The organism is Kaistella flava (ex Peng et al. 2021) (assembly GCF_015191005.1).
Taxonomy (GTDB): domain Bacteria; phylum Bacteroidota; class Bacteroidia; order Flavobacteriales; family Weeksellaceae; genus Kaistella; species Kaistella flava.
This window is the reverse complement of the sequence record NZ_CP040442.1, coordinates 2,956,798-2,981,356: the sequence shown is the minus strand read 5'-3', so window position 1 is coordinate 2,981,356 and position 24,559 is coordinate 2,956,798. Positions and strand designations below refer to the sequence as shown.

General features: G+C 34.9%; 28 protein-coding genes, 1 tRNA gene and 1 pseudogene. 13 read left to right on the top strand and 17 right to left on the bottom strand.

What is annotated here, in order from left to right; all coding sequences use genetic code 11:
• Positions 1–37 precede the first annotated feature (37 nt).
• Both Q73A0000_RS13365 and Q73A0000_RS13360 read left to right on the top strand, forming a co-directional pair.
• A complete protein-coding gene (locus tag Q73A0000_RS13365) occupies positions 38–391 on the top strand; it encodes a transposase (protein WP_193811435.1) in 354 nt (117 codons plus the stop codon).
• 28 nt (positions 392–419) lie between these two features.
• Positions 420–1,364: pseudogene (locus tag Q73A0000_RS13360) on the top strand (ISL3 family transposase).
• A 119-nt stretch (positions 1,365–1,483) separates the two neighbouring features.
• Here the strand turns inward: Q73A0000_RS13360 and Q73A0000_RS13355 are convergent.
• The 3 genes from Q73A0000_RS13355 to Q73A0000_RS13345 form a co-directional block, all read right to left on the bottom strand.
• Positions 1,484–1,557: transfer RNA gene (locus Q73A0000_RS13355), tRNA-Asn, on the bottom strand.
• Positions 1,558–1,631: 74 nt separating this feature from the next.
• Positions 1,632–2,969, bottom strand: coding sequence for an RIP metalloprotease RseP (gene rseP / locus Q73A0000_RS13350; RefSeq protein WP_193811434.1), 1,338 nt, complete (start codon positions 2,967–2,969; stop codon positions 1,632–1,634).
• Between the two features lie 113 nt (positions 2,970–3,082).
• Positions 3,083–3,526, bottom strand: a complete 444-nt coding sequence (locus Q73A0000_RS13345; protein ID WP_193811433.1) for a DUF6646 family protein — start codon at positions 3,524–3,526, stop codon at positions 3,083–3,085.
• A gap of 130 nt (positions 3,527–3,656) precedes the next feature.
• Between Q73A0000_RS13345 and Q73A0000_RS13340 the strand changes: the two genes are divergently transcribed.
• Complete coding sequence (locus tag Q73A0000_RS13340; protein WP_193811432.1) at positions 3,657–4,415, top strand: amidohydrolase; 759 nt, start codon at positions 3,657–3,659, stop codon at positions 4,413–4,415.
• A gap of 116 nt (positions 4,416–4,531) precedes the next feature.
• Here the strand turns inward: Q73A0000_RS13340 and Q73A0000_RS13335 are convergent, their stop codons facing one another.
• The 14 genes from Q73A0000_RS13335 to Q73A0000_RS13270 form a co-directional block, all read right to left on the bottom strand.
• Positions 4,532–4,834, bottom strand: a complete 303-nt coding sequence (locus Q73A0000_RS13335; RefSeq protein WP_193811431.1) for a thioredoxin family protein — start codon at positions 4,832–4,834, stop codon at positions 4,532–4,534.
• A 42-nt stretch (positions 4,835–4,876) separates the two neighbouring features.
• On the bottom strand, positions 4,877–5,083 hold the full coding sequence (locus tag Q73A0000_RS13330; protein ID WP_193811430.1) for a hypothetical protein: 207 nt from the start codon (positions 5,081–5,083) through the stop codon (positions 4,877–4,879).
• Positions 5,080–5,391, bottom strand: a complete 312-nt coding sequence (locus Q73A0000_RS13325) for a rhodanese-like domain-containing protein (protein WP_193811429.1) — start codon at positions 5,389–5,391, stop codon at positions 5,080–5,082. The genes Q73A0000_RS13330 and Q73A0000_RS13325 overlap by 4 nt, the downstream gene beginning before the upstream one ends.
• Positions 5,384–5,596 carry a DUF6132 family protein gene (locus Q73A0000_RS13320; protein WP_193811428.1) on the bottom strand — a complete coding sequence of 71 codons (213 nt, stop codon included), beginning with the start codon at positions 5,594–5,596 and terminating at the stop codon, positions 5,384–5,386. Before Q73A0000_RS13320 ends, Q73A0000_RS13325 begins: the two co-directional genes overlap by 8 nt.
• Before the next feature lie 2 nt (positions 5,597–5,598).
• Entirely contained in the window at positions 5,599–5,808 is a 210-nt protein-coding gene (locus tag Q73A0000_RS13315) for a DUF2892 domain-containing protein (RefSeq protein WP_193811427.1), read from the bottom strand.
• Positions 5,783–6,430 carry a methyltransferase domain-containing protein gene (locus Q73A0000_RS13310; RefSeq protein WP_193811426.1) on the bottom strand — a complete coding sequence of 216 codons (648 nt, stop codon included), beginning with the start codon at positions 6,428–6,430 and terminating at the stop codon, positions 5,783–5,785. Before Q73A0000_RS13310 ends, Q73A0000_RS13315 begins: the two co-directional genes overlap by 26 nt.
• A gap of 48 nt (positions 6,431–6,478) precedes the next feature.
• Complete coding sequence (locus tag Q73A0000_RS13305; protein WP_193811425.1) at positions 6,479–6,859, bottom strand: rhodanese-like domain-containing protein; 381 nt, start codon at positions 6,857–6,859, stop codon at positions 6,479–6,481.
• On the bottom strand, positions 6,859–8,268 hold the full coding sequence (locus Q73A0000_RS13300) for an MBL fold metallo-hydrolase (protein WP_193811424.1): 1,410 nt from the start codon (positions 8,266–8,268) through the stop codon (positions 6,859–6,861). The genes Q73A0000_RS13305 and Q73A0000_RS13300 overlap by 1 nt, the downstream gene beginning before the upstream one ends.
• A gap of 84 nt (positions 8,269–8,352) precedes the next feature.
• Entirely contained in the window at positions 8,353–8,733 is a 381-nt protein-coding gene (locus tag Q73A0000_RS13295; RefSeq protein ID WP_193811422.1) for a hypothetical protein, read from the bottom strand.
• The gene (locus Q73A0000_RS13290) at positions 8,730–9,536 is read right to left on the bottom strand and encodes a sulfite exporter TauE/SafE family protein (protein ID WP_193811420.1); all 807 of its coding nucleotides are present in this window, start codon (positions 9,534–9,536) and stop codon (positions 8,730–8,732) included. Before Q73A0000_RS13290 ends, Q73A0000_RS13295 begins: the two co-directional genes overlap by 4 nt.
• Before the next feature lie 76 nt (positions 9,537–9,612).
• Positions 9,613–10,056 carry a hypothetical protein gene (locus Q73A0000_RS13285; protein WP_193811419.1) on the bottom strand — a complete coding sequence of 148 codons (444 nt, stop codon included), beginning with the start codon at positions 10,054–10,056 and terminating at the stop codon, positions 9,613–9,615.
• Positions 10,057–10,150: 94 nt separating this feature from the next.
• On the bottom strand, positions 10,151–12,142 hold the full coding sequence (locus Q73A0000_RS13280) for a TonB-dependent receptor plug domain-containing protein (protein ID WP_193811417.1): 1,992 nt from the start codon (positions 12,140–12,142) through the stop codon (positions 10,151–10,153).
• 134 nt (positions 12,143–12,276) lie between these two features.
• Complete coding sequence (locus tag Q73A0000_RS13275) at positions 12,277–13,140, bottom strand: hypothetical protein (protein ID WP_193811416.1); 864 nt, start codon at positions 13,138–13,140, stop codon at positions 12,277–12,279.
• A 109-nt stretch (positions 13,141–13,249) separates the two neighbouring features.
• A complete protein-coding gene (locus tag Q73A0000_RS13270; RefSeq protein WP_193811414.1) occupies positions 13,250–13,612 on the bottom strand; it encodes a hypothetical protein in 363 nt (120 codons plus the stop codon).
• A gap of 131 nt (positions 13,613–13,743) precedes the next feature.
• Here Q73A0000_RS13270 and Q73A0000_RS13265 point away from each other — a divergent pair, with 131 nt between their 5' ends.
• The 10 genes from Q73A0000_RS13265 (at position 13,744) to Q73A0000_RS13220 (ending at position 24,559) form a co-directional block, all read left to right on the top strand.
• Positions 13,744–15,264, top strand: coding sequence for a helicase HerA-like domain-containing protein (locus tag Q73A0000_RS13265; RefSeq protein WP_193811413.1), 1,521 nt, complete (start codon positions 13,744–13,746; stop codon positions 15,262–15,264).
• 15 nt (positions 15,265–15,279) lie between these two features.
• Complete coding sequence (locus Q73A0000_RS13260) at positions 15,280–16,506, top strand: PolC-type DNA polymerase III (protein ID WP_193811411.1); 1,227 nt, start codon at positions 15,280–15,282, stop codon at positions 16,504–16,506.
• 210 nt (positions 16,507–16,716) lie between these two features.
• Positions 16,717–17,916 carry a diaminopimelate decarboxylase gene (gene lysA, locus Q73A0000_RS13255; RefSeq protein ID WP_193811409.1) on the top strand — a complete coding sequence of 400 codons (1,200 nt, stop codon included), beginning with the start codon at positions 16,717–16,719 and terminating at the stop codon, positions 17,914–17,916.
• Between the two features lie 65 nt (positions 17,917–17,981).
• Positions 17,982–18,473 (top strand): hypothetical protein, encoded by a 492-nt coding sequence (locus tag Q73A0000_RS13250; protein ID WP_193811407.1) that lies wholly within the window; start codon positions 17,982–17,984, stop codon positions 18,471–18,473.
• A gap of 75 nt (positions 18,474–18,548) precedes the next feature.
• The gene (locus Q73A0000_RS13245) at positions 18,549–18,956 is read left to right on the top strand and encodes a hypothetical protein (RefSeq protein ID WP_193811406.1); all 408 of its coding nucleotides are present in this window, start codon (positions 18,549–18,551) and stop codon (positions 18,954–18,956) included.
• 14 nt (positions 18,957–18,970) lie between these two features.
• On the top strand, positions 18,971–19,696 hold the full coding sequence (locus Q73A0000_RS13240; RefSeq protein WP_193811404.1) for an energy transducer TonB: 726 nt from the start codon (positions 18,971–18,973) through the stop codon (positions 19,694–19,696).
• A 285-nt stretch (positions 19,697–19,981) separates the two neighbouring features.
• A complete protein-coding gene (miaB, locus tag Q73A0000_RS13235) occupies positions 19,982–21,415 on the top strand; it encodes a tRNA (N6-isopentenyl adenosine(37)-C2)-methylthiotransferase MiaB (RefSeq protein WP_193811402.1) in 1,434 nt (477 codons plus the stop codon).
• A 175-nt stretch (positions 21,416–21,590) separates the two neighbouring features.
• Positions 21,591–22,670: a YhcG family protein gene (locus Q73A0000_RS13230; protein WP_193811401.1), complete on the top strand. Its 1,080-nt coding sequence runs from the start codon at positions 21,591–21,593 to the stop codon at positions 22,668–22,670.
• A 45-nt stretch (positions 22,671–22,715) separates the two neighbouring features.
• Positions 22,716–23,987, top strand: a complete 1,272-nt coding sequence (locus Q73A0000_RS13225) for a sigma-54 interaction domain-containing protein (protein ID WP_193811400.1) — start codon at positions 22,716–22,718, stop codon at positions 23,985–23,987.
• Positions 23,987–24,559, top strand: coding sequence for an LptE family protein (locus Q73A0000_RS13220; protein WP_193811399.1), 573 nt, complete (start codon positions 23,987–23,989; stop codon positions 24,557–24,559). The genes Q73A0000_RS13225 and Q73A0000_RS13220 overlap by 1 nt, the downstream gene beginning before the upstream one ends.

Sequence of the window (24,559 nt, the reverse complement as noted above, 5' to 3'; positions counted from 1 at the left end):
ACTTGGGGAGAAAGAATAAATTTGATAATTTTGTTAGATGCTAAACGAAACAGAAGTTCTCAAATTTTTACTACCTGAATTTTTAATTGATCATTTTGAAATTGTGAAATTTGAAGAAATAAATAAAGTTGTGCATCTTTATTTTGAAGAAAAAAATACGATTCCCAAAGAATTTACGTCCCTTACTTTGCAATCAAAGGGTTTTCTGCCCGAAATAACGGTAGATGATTTTCAGCTGCGTGGAAAGTCTGTAAAACTCCATATCAAACGCCGAAGATGGACAGATGTGAAATCGGGAGACATTATTCAAAGAGATTGGAATCTCATCGCTAAAGGAACTCGCATGACACAGGATTTTGCAGAGTTCTTAAAAAAAATCAGCCGATACTAAAGCACTTCCTTGTAAAACCATCGCAGAAATGTATGGCGTGAATGGAAGAAAATTTCAACGACAATATAAAAAAAGCATTAGCGACTTTAAAGATTAGGATCAGAAAGAACATGCTGCAGACTGGATCTTATATTCTGAAAACCTCTCTGACCAGCTTTCTTTAGATGAAGTCGCTCTTTCTGACGGGGAATTGTACACTGTTCTTACCTCCAAAAAAGCAAAGGGCAGAAAAGGAAGTATCGTAGCCATTATTAAAGGAACTCAGAGTGATAAAGTCATTGAACAAATTCTGAAAATCAGCAGAAAACTCCGACAGAAAGTTAAAGAGATCACACTCGATATGGCAGGTTCAATGAAACTCATTGCTAAAAGATGTTTCCCCAATGCCGTGCAGGTTATTGACCGCTTTCATGTTCAAAAGCTCGCCACAGAAGCATTGCAGAACCTCAGAATACAACATCGATGGGAAGCCATTGATTTGGAAAACACTTTACTAACCGAGGCAAAAGAGAGAAAGAAGAAGCCGGAAATTGAAGTTTTTGAAAATGGTGATACCAGAAAGCAACTCTTGGCAAGGAGCCGATATTTACTCTACAAAACCAAAGAAAAGTGGACACCAAGCCAAAACCAAAGAGCGGACATATTATTCTCGCACTATCCCGACTTAGAAAAATCCTATCATTTATCTGATGGGCTGAGAAAAATTTACAATCAAAATATTCAAAAGTCCGTCGCAATGCTCAAATTAGCACATTGGTTCAAAAAGGTAGAAGAATCGGGCTTTAAATCATTTTCAGTACTCATGAAAACCATTATGAATCATTACAATGATATTCTCAATTATTTTGATCAGAGAAGCACAAATGCTTCTGCAGAATCTTTTAATGCGAAAATAAAAAACTTCAGATTACAACTTCGAGGTGTAAAAGACAAAACATTTTTCTTGTTTAGATTATCTAAACTTTTTGCTTAGTCCCCAACTTTTGATACTGATCCTGAATAATCTTCTAAATTACTGACTTTCAAAAGTAAACAATTTAATATTCACAAGTATAAACACAAAAAAACCATCACATTTCTGTGATGGTTTTGCTCCTCTTCTTGGGCTCGAACCAAGGACCCTCTGATTAACAGTCAGATGCTCTAACCAACTGAGCTAAAGAGGAGTATCGCTCTTTGCTTTAAGCGTGTGCAAATATAGAAACTTTTTTTTACCTACCAAAAAAATTTAGAGAATATTTTAAAATTTTCCGGTAATCCATTTTAATATATCGTTTCCGAAGATGATAACCATCAATCCCATTAGGAAAATCACCCCAATCATTTGTGCGTTTTCTAAAACTTTCTGAGGAACCGGTTTTCCAGTAATCATTTCCCAAAGCGTGAAAACTACGTGACCACCATCTAATCCCGGAATAGGAATTAAATTAAGGAATGCCAACCAAATCGAGAACATCGCCGTAAAGCTCCAGAAAAACTCCCAGTTCACCTCTTTTGGCATTTGTTTGATAATTCCAATTGGTCCTGAAACTTTTTTATAACCTTGCGTTTTGGTGTTGAAAACAATTTTAAACTGTTTGATCTGCATGGTCAAAACATCAATCGTTCTTGTTAGACCTCTTGGAATTGCTCCCAAAACCGAATATTGTTTGGTAACCTGTGTTTTTTCAAATTCTTTCTGAGCAATTGATGAATCGATTGCAAAACCAAGCTTTCCGTCTTTATCAACTTTAACATTAATCTTTTCCGGAGTATTGTTTCTTTCAATGTCTAAAACGATATCTTGGTTTTTATGCTGAGAAAGCTCTGGTGCTAATTGATCGAAGAAATTAACCGATTTTCCATCAACTCCAACGATTCTATCGCCTTTTAATAACCCTCCAGCTTTAGCAGCACCATTTGGGAAAAGACTATCAAGTACAACAGGAGCACGTGGCCCGAAATACATTTTAGCTTCATTCTCTGCCAATACCTCAGCTACACCATCTTCATTTACTGGGAAAGTAACTTCTTTGCCGTCTCTTAAAACAGTTACATGATTAGCAAAAAGCATATTAATAGTAGAAGTTTCCATTCTTTCAGCAGGCTTACCATCGATTTTTAGAATTTTATCTCCATTCTTTAAACCCATTTTTTGACCAGCAGTCGAAACGGAAATTCCATTTTCAAACTTAGCATTATCGTGATACGTTTCCCCTTTAAAATAACTTAAAGAAGAATAGATGAACCAAGCTAGGAAAAAGTTAACGGTAACTCCACCCATCATAATGATTAGACGTTGCCAAGCTGGTTTACTACGAAATTCCCAAGGTTGAGCAGGTTGTTTTAACTGTTCAGTATCCATGCTTTCGTCAACCATTCCGGCGATTTTTACATAACCACCAAAAGGTAACCAACCGATTCCGTATTCGGTATCACCAATTTTTTTCTTGGCAATAGAAAACCACGGGTCAAAAAAAAGATAGAATTTTTCAACTCTAGCTTTAAAAAGTTTAGCGGGAATAAAATGTCCCAATTCATGAAGACCAACTAGAATTGAGATGCTCAATATAAATTGAAATAACTGTATTAATGTCATTGAATGTTTTTAAAAATTATTTTAAAGATTTGCGAAGATACAAATTCTCAAAAGTATGCCAAACAAAAAAGGTCCTCAAAATGAGAACCTTTTGTCTTATATGTCTGAATTTCTTACAAGTTGAAAGAAACACCAATTGCTCCGTTATTACCTGCTTCAAGGAAAACACCAACATTATTATTGAAGAAATATCTAACTCCTAAATGCGCTCCGAAGTACGTTCCGCTTTTACCTAAAAGTCCTAAATCAACACCTGGATAAATATCCCAGTTTGAAGGAAGTCCTAATGGTTCTTGTAAGTGAAAGTTTAATCTACCAAAAACTCCAAAATCGTCATTTCTATATTTATCGTTACTATGATCAAAAAAGAAATTTGCTCCAGCTCCAACAGAGATTAATTTAGATAAACCATAATCGTAAGTTGCAGTAATCCCAGTTCCATACCCCCAACCATTTAATCCTACTTGGATTTTTTGATCTCCTCTACCTTGCCAAGCTTGTGCAAATGCCATTTGTCCGATGAACAACATTGAGAATACTAAAAGATACTTTTTCATAATTTTAAAGTTTTAATGTTAATTTATAATAATACTTTTCTCCATTCAAAAATGAGACCACTTTATGATTTTCTTAACTTTTTTTAAGATAAAAATTGTACATTTCAGTTCCATTTATAAAACAACAATCATGAACGATTTAAGAGTTAGCGGTTTAAATTTAAATATCACCTGGAAAAACAAAAGTGAAAATTTCAACCAAATCGAATTCGCTTTCACAGAAATAGCAGCAGATTTATTTATTCTTCCAGAAATGTTCTCAACTGGCTTTTATATGAAGCCAGAAGAAATTGCCGATCGAAATGAAGAAACTTTAGAATGGATGAAAAAATTCGCAAAAGAAAAGAACACTGTCGTTTGCGGAAGCGCTTCTGTTTGTGAAGGTGAACATTTTCTCAATCGATTTTATTTTGTAGAACCTAATGGAGATTATTCTTTCTACGATAAAAGACATCTTTTTTCTTATTCTGGTGAAGATAAGAAATACAGCCCGGGGAAAGAAAGAGTGATTGTCAACTATAAAGGTTGGCGAATCTTACTGCAAGTTTGCTATGATTTACGTTTTCCAATTTTCTCCAGAAACAATGGAGATTATGATGCGATTTTATATGTTGCCAACTGGCCTAAAAGTAGAATTGACGCTTGGCAAACTTTATTAAAAGCCAGAGCCATTGAAAATCAAGCCTACGTTTTTGGTTTAAATAGAATCGGAATTGATGGTAATGATTTGGAATATCCTGAAAGCTCTTACTGTTATTTCGCTGATGGAACCGAAACCTCATCGACAAATAACAATATTGTTTCTGCTGTTTTTGAAGCCGAAAAGCTGGAGAAATTTAGAACGAAATTTCCTTTTCTTTCAGATCGTGATGAATTTGAATTAAAATAAATTTTAAAAACACAAATAACACAAATGAATTTCACCAATTGCACAAATAATTGGTCTCATAGTGAAAAAGTTTAGTGACATTCGTGTTAAAAAAAAACTTTGTGTTTTTTAAATAATTACGAAGCAAAACCTTTCAAAAGATTAGTCAATGTATTCACATCATGAACACCACTTTCCTTATAAAGCATTTCTCCTTTTTTGAAAACGGCTAAAGTGGGAACTCCACGAACGCCGTATTCTGATGCTATCGAAGGGAATTGATCAATATCAATTTTTACGATTCTGGCCATATCGCCGACATTCTCTTTCACAGTATTCAAAACAGAAGATTGCACTTTGCATGGTCCACACCAAGTTGCAAAAAAATCAATAAGTACTGGACGTTCTGAATCTATAAGTTCTTTAAATTTTTGTGACATTACTTTAAATTAAATAGTTCTTAATATTACTCAACTAAAACTTTAGTTTGAATGTTCTTCTTTCTTTTTTAAGGGAATTTGACAAGCACCACCAGCACAGCCAAATTTAAATATTGCCATCGCAATGAAATATAATCCAAACGGAATCATAAACCAAACGCGATCATTTGTTGCGATGAGTACAAAAAATATTCCAGCAGCCAAATAAAGAAATCTGTTTAACGTCCAGGTTTTAAATAAATTTTTCATTTGTTTAGTTTGCTTTGAAGCGAACTCCAACCGCCTCCATTATACACTTCGAACCCATTTTGCTGAAGAATCGATTTCGCAGAAGCACTTCTCATTCCACTGGCACAGCAGGTAATAATCGGTTTTTTCAAATCGAGTTTTTTCATCTCACTTTGAAGTTGCTGCAAAGGAATATTTTTGGATTGTTTGATATGACCGTTGCTAAATTCAGCGGGAGTTCTCACATCAATGATTTGCGCACCAGCGATGAACAATTCTTTAAAGTCAACTGATTTCGATCCGAATAATTTTTTAATAAAATCAAACATTTTCTGTTTTTGTTTTAGATTTTTGGAACATAGAAAACATCAAATACCCCATGACCATTCCATAAGCGGTTGAATTTAATGGTTTGGAGGTGATTGCACAAGTTCCGGTTGTACAGCCGATAAAGTGGTAATAAGCGGAACCTAAAAGTCCGCCGACTATAATTCCAACTATTTTTAATTGATGTTTCTTTAAAAATTCTAACATATTCAAGTTACTTTTTTTTTGCAGGTATTAATTCCTAAGAACGTATAAAGCGGACAAAATCCAATAAAACTTGTCAGCGCGAAAACTACAGCCAATACCACCAAAACAATTCCCAAGGTTCCGGAAATATAATGAACATAGTAAAGATATCCGATGATTGCAGCGATTAAGACTCTGATGATCCTATCAAAACTGCCCATGTTTGTTTTCATTTTGAATTTTTTTAAGGTTAATAAAAATTTCACTTCCTTTTCTTGGCTGAATACTGTTATAGCATTCTTCCATTTTTTCTATTTCAAAATATTTTTCAAAAATCAACTGATATTCAGCAATACTTCCACCAAAAGGCGGTCCAACTTTCTCGAAGGTTCTGTTGAACATTACACCGATAATTCTACCATTTTCATTTAATAATTCTGAAGCTTTTTCTGCATATTTATTTCTAAGTGATGGAGCAATCGCACAAAAGAAAGTCTGCTCAATCATGAGGTCATATTTCCCCTGATGTTCAAAGAAATTTCCACAAATTACGGAGACACCTTTCTTGTCTTTAAATTTCTCTTTTAAAATCTCAACCGCCGAAGGTGCAATATCTAAAACGGTTATATTTCTAAATCCGAGATTCCATAAAAATTCTGCTTCATAAGCATTTCCACAACCGGGAATCAAAATTTTCGATTCTTTGTTTTGGTGCTGCAAAATATATTTTTCAATTGCGGGCGAGACAAAACCAATGTCCCAACCAGTTTCCTTTTTATCCCATCTACTTTCCCAAAATTCTTTATCGGGATTGTTTTGGTCAGGAACTTTGTTGCAAGAGAAATCGTTTTCCATTATAATTATTGAGTGAGTGAAAAAAGAGGTTCTTTCGCAAGAACTACTTTATTTTTCATTTTTCTCTTTGTTAATTGCCGTTACATTTTGAAGTGTTTTGGCATCATAAACATTTTTAATTCCGTTCTTTTTTAGAATTTCAACTGCCTGAGCGGCCTGTTTTCCACTATTACAGAAAATCACGATTTGCTTTTGCTTTCTGAAGAAATCAAGATTATCTTCTATTTTAGCTAAAGGAATATTAACTGCACCTGGAGCTGTTTTTTCAGAAAACTGTTCTGGAATCCGAACATCAACCAAAGTGGTTTCCGGACTGATTACCATTTCTTTCACTTCTGCGCGAGATACTGCTGAAACTGGACTTGCCGTTTTACAAGACCATAATCCTATTGAAATCGCACCTATAATAAAAATACTTTTTAATCTCATTAGTTTAAAGTTTTACTTTGACACACAAAATTACTTTTGGGAACATTGGTTTGTTTAATTGCGTTAAAACCACCTTCGATTTCAGAGAAGTTTCTAATTCCTCTTGAATTTAAAATACTTGCGGCAATCATACTTCTGTAACCACCTGCACAATGCAAGAAGAAATGCTCGTCTTTATCCAAAGTCGCTGCCCATTCATTAATATCAACTAAAGGCCTGCTGTAGGCTTCATCTACGTGTTCTGCGGCATATTCAGTTTCATTTCTTACATCAATGATTTTCGCATCTTTTTTAAATTCATCTGAAAAAGTTTGAGCAGAAATTCTGTTAACATGATCGATTTCTTTTCCTGAGTTTTTCCAAGATTCGAAACCACCATCTAAATAACCGATTACATTATCGAAACCGACTCTTGCCAAACGAGTAATTGCCTCTTCTTCAAGTCCTAAATCAGTTACCAATAAAAGCGGTTGTTTAACATCATAAATCATGGCTCCAACCCAAGGTGCAAAATCTCCCTGCAAGCCAATATTAATGGAATTAGGAACGAATCCTTTCTGGAAATCTGCAGCATTTCTGGTATCTAAAATCAATGCTCCGCTATCTTCTGCAACTGCTTCAAAATCCTGAGCAGAAACAGGATGCGATCCTTTTTTAAGAATGACATCGAAATCTTCGTAACCACCTTTATTCAAAGCGACATTCATTCCGAAATACTTTGGAGGTGCAGACAAACCATCCAGAACTTCTTTTACGAAAGATTCTTTGTTGGGTTGATTTAACGCGTAATTGGTTTTCTTTTGATTTCCTAAAGTATCAACGGTTTCTTTCTGCATGTTTTTACCACAGGCAGAACCAGCGCCGTGTGCCGGATAAACAGTAATATCATCAGCCAAAGGCATGATTTTATTCTGCAAACTGTCGTATAAAATCCCAGCCAATTCTTCCTGAGTCATGCTGGCTGCTTTTTGCGCCAAGTCTGGTCTTCCAACATCGCCTAAGAATAAAGTGTCTCCACTGAAAATCGCAGTTTCTTTTCCGTTTTCATCAATCAAAAGATAGGTTGAACTTTCCATCGTGTGACCTGGAGTATGCAACACTTTAATCTTTATTTTTCCGATTTCAAAAACTTGTCCGTCTTCTGCAATGATTGCTTCAAAATCAGGATTTGCCGTTGGTCCGTAAACAATTGGTGCTCCCGTTTTCTTCGATAAATCTACATGTCCAGAAACAAAATCTGCATGGAAATGAGTTTCAAAAATATATTTTAATTTAACCTCATCTTTTTCTAACCGATCGGTATAAGGTTTAGTTTCTCTTAGTGGATCGATAATCGCTGCCTCATTTTCTGAAACGATATAGTACGCTCCTTGCGCGAGACATCCTGTATAAATTTGTTCTACTGTCATTGTATTTCAATTTTTTACACTTTAAAAACTCATTAAAAAAATAAGATTTAAAGTAATTTCATCTTAATAATTAAGAAATAAACTTTACTTACTTTTTTCGATTTCCCGATACTGGGTTACGTTACCTTGCCCATCAGTAATTTTCCCGCCTGCTCCAAGAGCACCTTCCCACATCATTTTTTCATTAGCAAAAACAGGTTCACCTTTGGTATTTATTTTTTTAGCAATTAGAATTTCTTCTGGTTTACCTTCTTGCTCTAATTTCACCGCAATATTATCACCTTGCGCAAAATAAGTTACTGCCATCACTTCTCCCTTTTCATTTTCCAACTTGGTGGTTTCCTGAACTAAACTAACCGCGTTCGGATCCTTAGAAACCTCGGTAGAGTTAGTCGTGTTTTCTTGTTCTTTTTTACATGCTGTCAATAAAAACAGGCCTAAGGTAAAAATCAATAACTTCTTCATATTGCTAATTGTTGTTTAATAAATATTTCTTTAATAATGATAAATAATCCCATTAACAGGACGACCCATCCGAATGCGGGCTTTAATTTTCGACCATCTATTTTCTTCGCTAATACTATTCCTATAAAAATTCCAATTACGGATAATGAGGAAAAGATGATAAGAAAAGTCCAGTCGTGTGCAACCATTTGCATGGTGCTGAGGAAACCAAGAATCGAATTCATGGCAATAATAAAAAGTGAAGTTGCAACTGCTCTTTTCATCGGCAATCCAATCAACATCACTAAGGCAGGAACGATTAAAAATCCACCGCCCGCACCGATTAAACCTGTAATAATTCCAACTAAAAGTCCTTGCGATATTAAAATGGTGTAATTGTTTTCGTTTTGTTTTCTTCCTGACGGTCTTTCGGTTTTTCTAATCATTTTTACCGAAGCAATCAACATTAAAATAGAAAATAACAAAAGCAGAAACATGTCTTTGGTTAAAGTAATTCCCCAACGATTAATGATATATTCTGGCAAATAAGGCAAGACCAGTCTTCTTGAAAACAGCACGCCCAAAACCGACGGAATCCCGAAGATTAAAGCGGTTCGAAAATCAATCATTTTTTCTTTCACAAATCCCGCCGATCCTACCAAACTCGTAACACCTACCACAAATAGCGAAAGTGTTGTCGCAGTTACGGGATCAAAACCGAAAATATAAACGAAAATAGGAACGCTTAAAATACTTCCGCCACCACCGATTAATCCCATCACCAGACCAATAACGATTGCAGAAAAATATCCTAATAACTCCATCTAAATAATTTTAGCAAAAATACTCTTTAATTTTTGCATAAACAGTGACCAAAGTTACAGAAGCCGAATATGTCATTTAACTAAAATCAATAATTTGAAGCGCTTTTGAACCAACCTCAGCAGTATCACCTTTATTTTTCCCTTTAATATTTTGGAAAACCGGCGCATGGTCAGAAAAGGCAATCACTTCTTTATTCTCAAATTTGAAAGGAGGAACAGAAATGCCGACGAATAAAAAATTCTGATCGGTTTCTATAAGGGTTCCCTTTTCAATTTTATCGTGTTTTAATTTAAGTTCGCTTTCTAAAAAGGCCAAACTTCTTTCCGCCTCTTTCAGTGTTTTTTCAAAGCGAAGTTGCATGTCTTTCGCTTGGGTTTGGTTCGAAAAATCTTCGGGATCATGAGTACTTTCTTCATCTACATCTGACGCCATTTTATAATGATCTACAGATTGCTTCAAACTTTCGATAACTACTTTTTGTTCTTCAATAATGATGGTGATGATATCTGCTCTTTTCATGTTTTTTCGATTTTGTTGTCTAACAAATTTACAGAAAATTTCTGTGAAGATTTTTTTAAAGCAACCAACATTTAGCAGGTTTAAATCTTATTTTCTAAAAACTAAAATTCAGATTAATAAAGAAATTACGACCTGGTTGCGGGATTTTATTCCAATCAGAATAAGTGGTAAAGTTTCGGTCAAAAATATTTTCTACGCCAATTTTCGTATACAATTTAGTTTGTCCGAGCGGAAATAAATATCCGAAATTCGCATTAACAATTGCATAAGCCGGAGTTTCAGATTCACCATATTGTGGTGCGAAATCCTGGTATTTTGTATTTCCAAAAACGGCTGCTTCGGCAGAGAATTTATTCTTGTCATATCGCAAAGAAGTTTGGTAACTGAACGGACTCATGAAAGGCAAGTTCCCGTTCTGATTATCTTTTCCACGGGTGTAAACGAATTGGGTGGACCATTTCAATGGATCAGCAATTTGCAATTCTGTGGATAAACTAATATTAAATAAAGTCGCATAATCTAAGGCCGTATAACCTTTAACACCATTAGCACCAATTGTCATCGGAATAAGATGATCTAAAATTTTTCCAACGATATAATCCGAAATATGAAAATAAGAAGACGAAACTTTTGCGCTGTATTTTTCTTTTTTCAAACCTACAAAAGCATTTGCTTCTAATGACGATTCATTTTTAAGATTGGGATTGCCGATATAATCATATTTCTCAAAACTGTTAAATAAATAAAACCCGTAACCTTCAGAAACAGAAGGCGCACGATCACCATATCCTAAACCAAAACCTGCTTGAAATCCATTTTTATCAAACTGATAATTGGCAGCGAAACTTTTTAAAACTCTGGTTTTCTCCGCATTCATTTCAGGATAAAAAATCTGCAAACTGTTTAAACCAAATTCACTTTCCACTTTATTTTGATGCATCGTTACCGAAGCAGATAATCTTAAACTTGAATTTTGATTAAAATTAATTTGATCTTCCAAGTAAAGTGCCTGAGCAAGCGTTCTCACATCCGGCCAAGTCAACATGAACATTAATTTTTCACTTTTATCTGCTGGATACATCGTCATTTCTGCGCGCGACTTATTGTAAAACCCATTGATATTTAATAATAAATGATGATTATTAAAAACCGATTTCAAATGAGAATAATATCCATAGGTTTTACTCCAACCCGGCATATCCATGTGGATCGGAACGTTTGGTCTTTTGGTGTCATCCATTCTGTGCATGATGGTGTTGAAATAAATTTTGGTTTCCCAACTTTTCAAGAAATCACTTTCTGGCAACATTTGAAATTTCAAAGAAGTAATCAAAGCTTCTGCAACTGAAACATCCATTGGCAATGCAGGATAACCAACATCATTGGCTTTGTCGTAAATAACAGAGGCTTCTAATAATTTGTTTTCACCCAACTTCACTCCTGAAATTCCAGAAACATTTATTTTTTGAAACTGAGAATAAGGAACTTCGATATTACCACCAGCCTTGTAATTCTCGGCATCACGCGTCATAAAATTAATATCGGTATAGAATTTCTCTGTTTTAAAGTTCGTACCTGCGCCGAAAATCTTTTGCTGATTGACCGATTCATAACCGCTGTTGATATTAAAGTTCCATTTCTTTTGACCAAACATCATTTTGTTTCTTTTCAAATCGATAGAACCGCCGATGGTATTTCCGTGGCAAGAACCTTCCTGACCGGAACTGATGCTGGCTTCCATTAAATTAGAAACTTCGATATAAGAAGTAATCGGATCCATTTTATCGGTACACGCACCAAAAATTCGCATTCCGTCGATAGTAACCAAAGTTCTTTCGGTCGGTAAACCATTGATGAGCGGTTCCCAGGCATAAGCACCCCGTTTTACCATATCTACTTTCGCAGATTTTTGAAGGTATTCATCAATTGAACCTAAGGGCTTATTTTCTTTGCTGGAAATCTTGGTCGTTCCAATGACAATAACTTCCTGAATATGGTGTGATTTGGTAGAATCTGAGGAATATTGTTGCGCAAAACTATTGGTAAATAGAAGAACGAAAATATTCACAAGTAGGATTCGTTTCATGATAAAGCGTTTTAATTAATACGATACCTTTAAACCTTTATTACAAAGATTTAGCATCTAAAAAAATAGAGAAAAGTCAAGACTAATTCTTACTATTTCAAACAATTAGTCTTGATGATTTTTGTAATGAATGATTAGAATTCGATTTCGAAAAAGAGCGTGCTCGCAGGATTGGCGTCTGTGATTTCTTGTCCGGCCAACACCGTCCCATCTCCTTTTGCCAATTGTAAATTGATTTTCCAGTAACCGGTCATTGTTAAAGAAAGTTTTCCGTTATACAATTTTCCGGCAGCAGTTTGTGTTGCGTGAACATTATTCGGTGAACTGTGATTTCCCATTCCCGGCATTCTTGGATCAACTTTCACAGTATAACCATCTACCACAGGGAAAGTCATCATATCCTGCATTTTCCAAACCCCAAGGACCATATCATTAATAGCAACTTTTGGAGATTTCGGTTCGATATACGCCACGACATATTTCACATTATCAGACCCCAGAAAAGAACTAACCGTTTGTTTAGTCGCAACAGGAACATCAACTACTGTTGTTGCCGTGTAATTATTGGTACCAATTGTATAATCAATTTTCAAATCCCAATACTCTGTAGCATTTCCAGGCATTTGGAAAACGATATAACCTGAATATAAAGAACCGTCAGAGGTTACTTTTTGTACCGCAGAGTTCGGGCAAGAATGCGACATCATGGTCATGTGCATTAATGGAGTCCATTTAACAGTTGCGCTTTTTTCGTATTGATTGGTCGATTTATTTTTAATACGAAGCTTAATATCGTTATACCCTAAAGTGGTTGCTCCAGATTTCGAATACAATTCGATAACATGAGTGTCGTTGGTAATTTCTTTAATTTTTAATAAGCCTTCGATTTCGGTGTTTGGATTTACTGGATCGATTGGATCGTTATCAGAAGTACGACAAGAGATTACAAGGAATGCCATTGCTAATACGGCAAATATAGTTTTGAATGAAAATTTCATTTTTTTGAATTTTAGTGATAATTTGATTGAATGTTTTTTCCCTTTAAAAGAGACGGTCAAACCGCTTCAGTTTCAGTTGAAAAAGAAGAAGTTAATAGAATGCATCAAATTATACTTGCGGAGGATGCGGTAGAATACTGAGCGAGATTTCTGAAAGGAACAATTCTCTGTAAATAAAATCTGCAGATTCAGTCTGAGCGAAATTTGGTTTTTTAACAAAGTAATCAACTGGCGCAGTCGGTAAAATATTAAACTCAAACGAGTATTTTACCAGATTAAAAGGATTCGTGCTTTTCTCACTTTCCTTTTGCATTTGACATTTACCGTGACAAGCCAGGCTCGGCTTATCTTTATTGATACAATGAATTTCGTAGAAATCCTGATTAATCTTATAATCAATCATAAACAGCGAATTCTGGAAACTTGCCCCAAAAATGATGAATGATAATATGATTGTAATTATGGATTTCATGACGGGTCAAAATTAAGACTTTTTTATCTTAATTGAAAATGATATTCATCAGCTAAATTATGGAATATTTAGGCGAACATATTTCTTAATCTCTATTATTTTTTATCTTTATCCTTTCAAACAAACATAAGATGGCAGACAAAGCAAAATTCATCCAGGAACTTACTTCAAGATACGCCCCGAAAGGCGAATTCATCACTTTAGGAAAAGCAATGCTCGACGGTGAAGTTGTAACCGAAGTCGATGTAACTATTCCGTTGAAAACAATTAATCGCCACGGATTAATCGCCGGCGCAACCGGAACCGGGAAAACTAAAACAGTTCAAGTTTTCGCTGAACAACTTTCCCATGCTGGAATTCCCTCTTTGGTTTTAGATATCAAAGGAGACTTTTCTGGTATTGCAGAACCTGGAACAGAAAACGCCATCATTACCGAACGATACGCAAAAACAAAACTGCCTTATCAAGCGCAATCTTTTCCGGTGGAACTTATGTCGATTTCTGGCGAAAAAGGCGTAAAACTTCGTGCGACCGTCACGGAATTTGGACCTTTGCTTTTAAGTAAAATTTTAAATTTGAATGATACGCAAAGCAGTATCATATCTATTGTTTTTAAATATTCGGATGATAAAGGTTTGCCTTTAATTGACCTCGCAGATTTGAAAAAACTACTACAATACCTAACGGATAACGATCAGGGAAAAGCGGATTTAAAAGGCAGTTACGGTTCTATTTCACCGGCTTCTTTAGGTGCAATTTTACGTTCAATCGTTGCTTTGGAGCAGCAAGGTGCAACCGAGTTTTTTGGCGAACCAAGTTTTGACGTAAATGATTTATTACAAACCCGCGACGGAAAAGGAGTTGTAAATATTTTACGAGTTCAAAATATCCAAAGTCAACCCCAACTTTTTTCCACATTTATGTTGTCGCTTTTTGCAGAGATCTATATGACCTTCCCGGAAGAAGGCGATACGGGAAAACCAAAATTTGTCCTGTTTATCGATGAAGCCCATCTTATTTTTAATGAAGCAAGCAAAACTTTATTGGCACAAATTGAAACGATGGTAAAACTCATCCGTTCAAAAGGAGTTGGAATTTATTTTATTACCCAAATCCCAGGTGACGTACCGGAAAATGTATTGTCGCAGTTAGGGTTAAAAATTCAACATGCATTACGTGGTTTCACAGCGAAAGACCGAAAAGAAATTTCGAAAGCGGTAGAAAACTATCCGCTTACCGAATATTATGATGCCGGACAACTCATTCAAAATCTGGGAATTGGTGAAGCATTCATCACTGCTTTAGACGAAAAAGGAATTCCAACGCCTTTGGTTCATACTTTTTTAATTTCCCCTGAAAGTAGAATGGATGTACTGAGCGATTCGGAAGTTGCTACTTTAACTGGCAAATCTGCATTAGTACAAAAATATGAGCAAACCGTCAATAAAGATTCTGCCTACGAAATGTTAACCACCAGACTGGAACAAGCCTCACAGGATGCTGCACCTATTATAAAAAAATCTGTAACAAAAGAGCAACCAAATGTTTTTCAAGAAGTGATTGGCAGTAGAGCAGGAAAAACTTTTATCAATACCTTTGCCCGAGAACTTGGTAAGTTTGCTTTAGGAATGATCACAGGAAAAAGACGATAATTTAATCACAAGAATTTGTATTCAGTAATTGATATAGAAAGTAACGGTGCACCTTTCCGTAAAGAAAGCATCATCGAAATCGCCGTATATAAATATGACGGACACCGGATTATAGACCAATTTATTTCTTTGGTCAACCCGGAAAGTGACATCACACCATTTGTACAGAAATTAACCAATATCTCGCCGAAAATGGTGAAAACAGCGCCAAAATTTCATGAAATCGCAAAAAGAGTTGTAGAAATTACCGAAAACACCACTTTGGTCGGACACAATATCGAATTCGATTACAGAATGCTTCGGCAGGAATTCAAAAGATTAGGTTATGACTTCAAAATCAATACGATAGACACGATTCCTTTAGCCAAGAAACTAACTCCACAAGCAGAAAGTTATAGTTTAGGCAAGTTGGTAAAATCACTGGGAATTCCTTTGGTTGACCAGCATCGTGCTTCTGGAGATGCTAAAGCAACTTTAGAATTATTCAAATTATTAATGATTAAAGACAAAGATTCCGAAATCATTCAGCAACATCATGATGAGGTTAATGCCAAATCTTATTTGAATAAAATCCGTGATCTAACGCAAGATTTACCTGCAGAAAAAGGAATTCTTTATTTTCAAAATAAGGATGGAACAATTATTTTCTCCGATTTTGTTGATGATCTCAATAAGTTTTCTAAAAATATTTTTAACTCTAAATCAAAAAGGTGGATTACCGTCCAGGAAGAAGTTGAACAAATTCAATACGAATTAACCGGCAACGATATTCTGGCAAAATTGATGATGAGAACCAAAGGTTTGAAAAAATCTGAATCATTGCCCTTTGGTCTTTACCATCAAAACGAAAAGTATTTCGTTGACAAAATCAATAATCAGAAAGCAGAAAAACCTTTACTGAAATTCAAATCATTTACCCAAGGAATAAAAGCGGTGAGCTTTATTAATAAAAGAGAAGAGTTAAAAGAATTAAAAAACCTTAAACAATTAATTACAAGGAGTAAAACCGATGAATTATGGTTGTCGACGGGAAGAGTTTTAGGCGAGAAATCATTCTTAGTATTTGAAAAAGGCAAATTAAGTGCGTATGGTTTTTATGAATTATATACTCAAATCGAATCATTGCAAAAATTATCAAGTTTAAAAATTGACATTGATTTCCCAACTGCAGATTTAGAAAATGATTTAAAAATGGGACTTTTACGTGGCGATTTTGAAAAAGTTGCAACTCCTTTAAAATAAATAGCGCAGAATTAAATTAAAAATTTTAATTTTGACCGGAATTTAACGAAACAAAATAATGACTGTTCAAAAATCTATAAAAAAGGGTACTTCTAAGGGGAAAAAGTTTTTCTCTAAAGAAAACTCCGTGGATTAAGGGCAGATATTTTAATAATATTAGAAAGCAGGCTCTTTGGGTCTGCTTTTTTTAATTTAACAAACCAACATTTTATGACTGATCAAGATTTAATGAAAATCGCCCAGGAATTCGGAACACCAACCTATGTTTATGACGCAGAAAGCATCAAGAATCATTACGAAAAACTGACTTCCTCTTTTCACAAAAGCACTCGCTTTTTCTATGCTGCAAAGGCTTTGACCAATATTAATATTTTAAAATATATAAAAAATTTAGGAGCAGGTTTAGATTGCGTTTCAATTAATGAGGTGAAATTAGGTTTGAAAGCAGGATTCACAAACAATAAAATTCTTTTTACTCCAAACTGTGTAGATTTATTGGAAATCGAGGAAGCGATGAAATTAAAGGTTCATATCAACATCGATAATATCTCGATTCTGGAACAGTTTGGGACCAAATTCGGAAATTCATATCCGATTTTTGTGAGAATCAATCCACATATTTACGCTGGTGGAAATCACAAAATTTCTACAGGTCACATCGATTCGAAATTCGGGATTTCTATTCATCAACTTCGTCATATTACCAGAGTCATGAAATCTACGAATCTTTTAATAGAAGGTCTTCACATGCACACTGGAAGTGAGATTAAAGATCCGGAAGTTTTTCTGCAAGGACTTGAAATTATGTTTGAATTAGCAGAACATTTCCCGGATTTAAAATACATCGATATGGGAAGCGGCTTCAAAGTTCCTTATCAAGAAGGCGACATGGAAACCGACGTGAAAACTTTAGGGAAAAAAGTAGAAAAAGCCTTAACGGAATATCATAAAGAAAGTGGTAGAAAATTCGAATTATGGTTTGAACCAGGAAAATACCTGGTGAGCACAAGTGGCCATTTCTTAGTCAAATCAAACGTCATCAAACAAACCACTGCAACCGTTTTCGTAGGAATTAATTCTGGGTTCAATCATTTAATTCGCCCAATGTTCTACGATTCTCACCACATCATCGATAATTTGTCGAATCCAAAAGGTGCCGAAAGAATTTACACCGTTGTCGGAAATATCTGTGAAACAGACACTTTCGCTTGGGACAGAAAATTAAATGAAGTTCGCGAAAATGATATTTTAGTTTTCAGAAATGCCGGCGCTTATGGTTTTGAAATGAGTTCTAATTTTAATTCCCGTTTAAAACCTGCCGAAGTTTTATTTTTAGATGGCAAATCACATTTAATTAGAAGACGAGAAGAATTCGAAGATTTACTGAAAAATCAGATTGAGGTATTATAAATGTCATGTTCTAATTCTTTTTTATCACAGGGTTTTTCGTAAATTTACTTATTAAATTAAAGTTTATGAAACGACTATTATTCCTTTTTATTTTTGCTTCCACTTTTTCTTTCGCTCAAGAGATCGAAGATTTACAGGAAGGTTATTTTTTCTCTGAAACCAGTAAAAACTTCTTCAGAGTTGATATTAAAAAACCTTATGATTATTATAAAGTAACGTCTTGTTCTGATAACTCCCAATTTATAAGAGCGCAATTTGAAGGTGGTGATGCGGCTTTTAACAGAGAATTGTTCAGGTATATTTCAGCCTATGTAGACAAAGAAATTTATGTAGTGAATGGAACTTTCTTTCTTCATATGGATATCGACAAAGATGGAAAAGTAACCAATCTCGACGTCACTCCGAAAGTTGAAAACAGTGAAGGCTTTTTGCGCGACTTAAAATTTGCCGTTAAAAAAATCAAAAAGAACTGGACGCCATCGAAATGCGATAATGTACCGGTGGATTCAAGAATTCGAATTAAATTAAATTTCGTCACCGAAAGTGTTGATATTTAAGGAGAAATTAAACCTATTTTTAAAAACTTTGTGAGTATTCGCAAAGTTTTTCTATTTTTATTGAAAATTCAAATAATGAAGAAATTTCTATTTATTATATTTTCTTTCACTACTATTCTATACTATTCTCAACAAAATCCAACAGAACAATCTCCGAAGGATTTGGATAAAAATGCTTCTTATAAACTTGGCAAAGCAAAGTTGGACAAAGACTTTAAACGAGCCTTAACTTATGCGGTTTCTGAAAATTATGTAATAAATGGAATTGTTACATTTTCACTTTATATTAATGACGCTGGTTTGGCAAAAATAGTTGATATGAAACCTAAAGTCAAAAATTATCAATTACTGCTCGATGATTTAAATTATGTTCTAAGAAAAACTCACAAGAATTGGGAAGCTGCCGAGAAAAACAATAAGAAAGTAAGTTCTATTTACCATTATGAAATCAGCTTCAATACTGAGGTTTATGACCATGATTAATCTTTATTAAATTTATGCGAATATTTACTTTTTTATTTTTAATAGCATCTGCATTTTTAAATGCTCAAATTTTAGAGCATTATCCCCGAAATCAAGTTCCCTACATTGGCGGCTACGAATCTTACTACAAAGATTTTCATGATATTATCATTGATCGAAATCTACAGCCTTGTGGCGACAAAGGTGAGTTTTATCAATTAAACTTACTCGTTAATCCAGACCGGACCATTAGTTTCATAAAAGATTATAATGAGAAAAATATTGCTAAAAATAAATGCGCTTACGATCTTGCCAGAGAAATCGCAAAATATCAAACCAATTGGAATTCAGCGACAGTAGATGGAATTTCAAAATCAGCAGTAGCAACTTTTTATATTTTTCCTGATGATTTATTTGATCATTTTCAAAAAGGATATTATCCCGCAATTAATTTCCCAGCGTACGGGAATTACGAAAACAACGGTATTGAAGAATTTAGAAAAGGAATCATCAACAGAATTGACGTTCGCGGTTTTGACTGGAATGACCGATTCAATGTCATTGTGGAATTCATCATTACCAAAGAAGCAAAAATTGAAAATATTGTAATGATTAAATCTTCATCTAATACCGAGTTTGACAAACGTATTGCCAATGGGATCCTCAGCACGAAAAAGAAATGGAAACCTGCAAGCATCAACGGTAAGCCAGTTGATTACAGATATCGATTGACTTTAAATGCAGTTACTGATCCTTCGTAAAGACCAACGTTTTCATAATGAAACCGATAAAACTTACAAACTTCTGATTTTTAAATCAACTAAATCGGGAACAATTACTATAATTACTTAACAAAACAGAATCTCTAATTTCTGTTTACTACAAAATACTAATCTCTAATTTAGCTCAATACTCTGCCATTCTGTCATAGAAATTTGTATCTTTGCATCCTCATTTTGAATTTAAAATCTAAAACTCGAAATGTGAAACATTCACGAAATCATTTATAAAATGATATTCTTGAGTAAATCTAAAACTTTATCAAGGTGCAAGAAAAATATATAGACGAAACCAAACAAGGCGAAGCTTTTGCCATCGCAGAAAAACCACAAAATTCTAAGAAATTATTTCTGGAAAGTTACGGATGTCAGATGAATTTCTCTGATTCGGAAATCGTTGCTTCGATTTTGAACGAGCAAGGTTACAACACTACTCTATTTCCCGAAGAAGCAGATTTAATTTTATTAAATACGTGTTCAATCCGTGAAAAAGCAGAACAAACTGTTAGAATGCGACTTTCTCAATTCAAAAATTTGAAGAAAGAAAAACCAAACTTAACAGTTGGAGTTTTGGGTTGTATGGCTGAACGTTTGAAAACCAAGTTTTTGGAAGAAGAACATTTGGTCGATTTAGTTGTTGGACCTGATGCATACAGAGACTTACCAAATCTATTAAAAGAAACAGAAGGCGGCCGAGATGCCATCAATGTTATTTTATCAAAAGAAGAAACTTATGCTGATATAAGTCCAGTTCGTTTAGGCGGAAACGGCGTGACGGCTGTCGTGACAATCACTCGTGGTTGCGATAACATGTGTACTTTTTGCGTTGTTCCTTTTACGCGAGGTCGTGAGCGCAGCCGTGATCCACATTCAATTATCGAAGAATGCAAAGAGTTGTGGAACAACGGATATAAAGAAATCACCCTTCTCGGACAAAACGTAGATTCTTACCTCTGGTTCGGTGGTGGCGCCAAAAAAGATTTTAAAAAAGCCAGTGAAATTCAGCAATTGACCGCGATTAATTTTGCTCAGTTAATGGAGATGGTAGCGATTGCAGTGCCGAAAATGAGACTCAGATTCTCGACTTCTAATCCGCACGATATGAGTACAGAGGTTTTCAAAGTGATGGCGAAGTACGATAATATCTGCAAATATGTTCACCTTCCCGTTCAAAGTGGAAGCGACAGAATGTTGGAAAAAATGAACCGTCAACATACTCGTGCAGAATATTTAGCTTTAATCAATACAGCCAAAGAGTTGCTGCCTGGCGTTTCATTTTCACAAGATATGATTATCGGATTCTGTGGGGAAACCGAAGAAGACCACCAAATGACTTTAAGTCTAATGCGCGAAGTAGAATATGATTACGGCTATATGTTCTCTTATTCTGAACGTCCTGGAACTCCTGCAGAAAAGAAGATGGAAGATGATATTCCAGCCGATGTTAAACAAAGAAGATTAGCAGAAGTAATCGCATTACAAGGCGAACTTTCTAGAAAAAGAATGCAAGGTTACGTCGGTAGAAACCACGAAATTTTAATTGAAGGAACTTCCAGAAAAAACGAAAATCAATGGAAAGGAAGAAATTCCCAAAATGCAGTTTGCGTTTTCGATAAATTAGAAGGTCAGAAACTAGGCGACATTGTGACTGTTTTCGTTCATGGAAACACACAGGGAACACTTTTGGGGAGAACGGTTTAAAATTTATTTGGGCAGACATTTCCGCCTTCCACTCCCGCTTTTTCACACTCCGCTTTGCTTCATGTAAAAAGAGCTCCGTTCAAGTCGGGCTGCAATGGGAGCAAAAAAAGAGGTTTTAAACCAGGAAGACTGTAAGATTTGCGCTTTTAATTCAATAGATTATTGTTCAAAAAGAATGAAGGATTTACAAAACACACTACTCATCAATAACATTTCCGAACTGCTAGAAAATGCTCGGAAGGAAGTTGTTGTAGCTGTAAATCAAACCATTGTTCTCACTTATTTCGAAATCGGCAGAATGATTTTCGAAGACAAGCAAAATGGAGAAAACCGCGCAGAATACGGAAAAAATTTATTGAATGATTTATCCATTCATTTAACCGAAAAGTTTGGGAGAGGATTTTCTGCTTCAAATCTTCAACAAATGAAGCAATTTTATTTGACCTATTCAAATTCACAGACACTGTCTATGAATTTGCAAAAACGAATTTCACAGACAGTGTCTACGAAATCACAAAACACAGATAATCAATCACCTACATCAACTAAAACCCCAAAATCTTTCACTCTAAGTTGGTCGCACTATCTCAAATTAATGAGAATCAAAGACCTCAATGAAAGAAAATTTCATGAAATCGAAAGCTCTAAAAACAACTGGAGTTTAAGAGAACTTCAGCGACAATATGATTCGGGACTTTACACCCGATTGTCATTAAGTAAAAGTCCACATGAAATTTTAAAACTGGCGGAACAAGGTCAAGTTATAGAAAACCCAAAAGATGCTATCAAAGACCCTTATATTTTAGAATTCTTAGGGCTTCAAGAAAACTCAAATTATTCTGAAAGCGATTTAGAGCAAATTTTAATTGATAAATTAGAACACTTCCTCTTAGAATTAGGAACGGGATTTACCTTTGTTTCTAGACAACAAAGGATTAGTTTTGATGAAAAACATTTTAGAATTGATCTCGTTTTTTATAATCGAATTCTTAAAAGTTTTGTTTTAATTGATTTAAAAATAGGCGAATTAAAACATCAGGATATCGGACAAATGCAGATGTACGTAAACTATTACGACCGAGAAATAAAATTAGATAACGAAAACAAAACTGTAGGAATTATTCTTTGTCAAGACAAAAGTGAATCCTTGGTAAAATACACTCTGCCTGAAAACAATGAGCAGATATTTGCGAGTAAATACTTAACCGTTTTACCAAGCAAAGAAGATTTTATAAAAATCTTAGAAAATAATTAAATAACACATTGTAATTTTTACAATGTACATTATTCAAAGAAAAAAATGACAGACTTACAATCTATAAAAACCCGTTTTGGTATCATCGGAAATTATCCGGCGTTAAACCGTGCTTTGCAAAAAGCAATTCAGGTTGCGCCGACTGACATTTCTGTTTTGGTAATGGGAGAAAGCGGTGTAGGAAAAGAATTTATTCCTAAAATCATCCACGGAGAATCACGCCGAAAACACCAACCTTATATCGTTGTAAACTGTGGTGCAATACCAGAAGGAACAATTGATTCCGAATTATTTGGACACGAAAAAGGAGCCTTCACCGGAGCAACTTCTACCCGAAAAGGATATTTCGAAGTGGCAGATGGTGGAACTATTTTCCTGGATGAAGTTGGTGAATTACCGGTTCAGACCCAGGTTCGTTTACTTCGAGTTTTAGAAAGTGGTGAGTTTATGAAAGTGGGTTCTTCTCAAGTTCAAAAAACCAATGTGAGAATTGTAGCGGCAACGAACGTTAATATGCTGAACGCTATTCATAATGGAAGATTCCGTGAGGATTTATATTACCGGTTAAACACCGTTCAGATCGACATGCCGCCATTAAGAGAACGAAAAGGAGATGTTCATTTGCTCTTTAGAAAATTCGCGATTGATTTCGCCGAAAAATATAGAATGCCGGAACTGGTTTTAACCGATGATGCGGTAAATTATTTAGAAAACTACGCCTTTCCCGGAAATATTCGCCAGCTGAGAAATCTGGTCGAACAAATGACTGTAGTGGAACAGGAAAGATCAGTAAATTCTGTGAAGTTAGCAGAATATATTCCGATGCAGACGCAGCTTCCAGCAGTTATTCAAAAAGGAAGTGGTATATCTTCTAATGAATTTAATTCAGAAAGAGAGATCATGTACAAGATCCTTTTTGACATGAGAAATGACCTTAATGATTTAAAATCCTTAACTTCGGAATTGATAAAAAACCGCGAAAACGGAGATTTTAGCCATCAGGAAAAAAATCTGATCAACCGGGTTTTCACACCGGAAACTCAAGTGCAGAATCCAAATTCGATGCTGTATTTTGAAAACCAAAATCAATATCAGAATCCAGTACTTTCCAAAGCAGATGAAAATTATGAAGATGTAGAAGATATTGAAATCGAAGAAACAAAAGCAGATTCTTTATCACTTCAAAACAATGAAAGAGAGCTTATTGTCAAAGCACTAGAAAAGCACAAAGGCCGCAGAAATAAAGCCGCAGACGAATTGGGAATTTCTCAAAGAACGCTTTATAGAAAAATCAAACAATATAATTTAGAAGACTAATGAAAAGATTTCAAATTGCAGAATTTAGATTACAGACCAAACAAACCCGCTTTTTTTGGCTGTTTTTCCTTGGCTCTTTTTCCCTAGCTCTTTTAACTTCTTGTTACAGTTTCACCGGATCATCATTGAGTCCCGAAACGAAGACGATTGAAATACGTGACTTTCCTAATAACGCTCCACTAATGAACGCCAGTTTATCGCAAGAATTTTCAACCGCGATACAGAATAGATTTTTACAGCGTACGACTTTAAAAGGAACTAAAGAAAAACCAGATATTTTAATTGAAGGAGAAATCACAGATTACTCAATTACGCCAACTACAATTTCAAGCTCGGTGAATGCACCAGGCGGAAATATTCAGGCAGCTCAAAATAAACTAACGATTACGGTAAAAGTGCATTATGAAAACCACGTTCCTAATGAGGAAAGTAAAAGTTTCGACAGAGTTTACTCTGATGAAGCAGTTTTCAGCAGTGATTTAGATATTAATACCATCGAAACGTCCCAAGTTAAAGTGGTGAACGAGAGAATCATCAATAAAATTTTTAATGATATTGTAGCCAACTGGTAA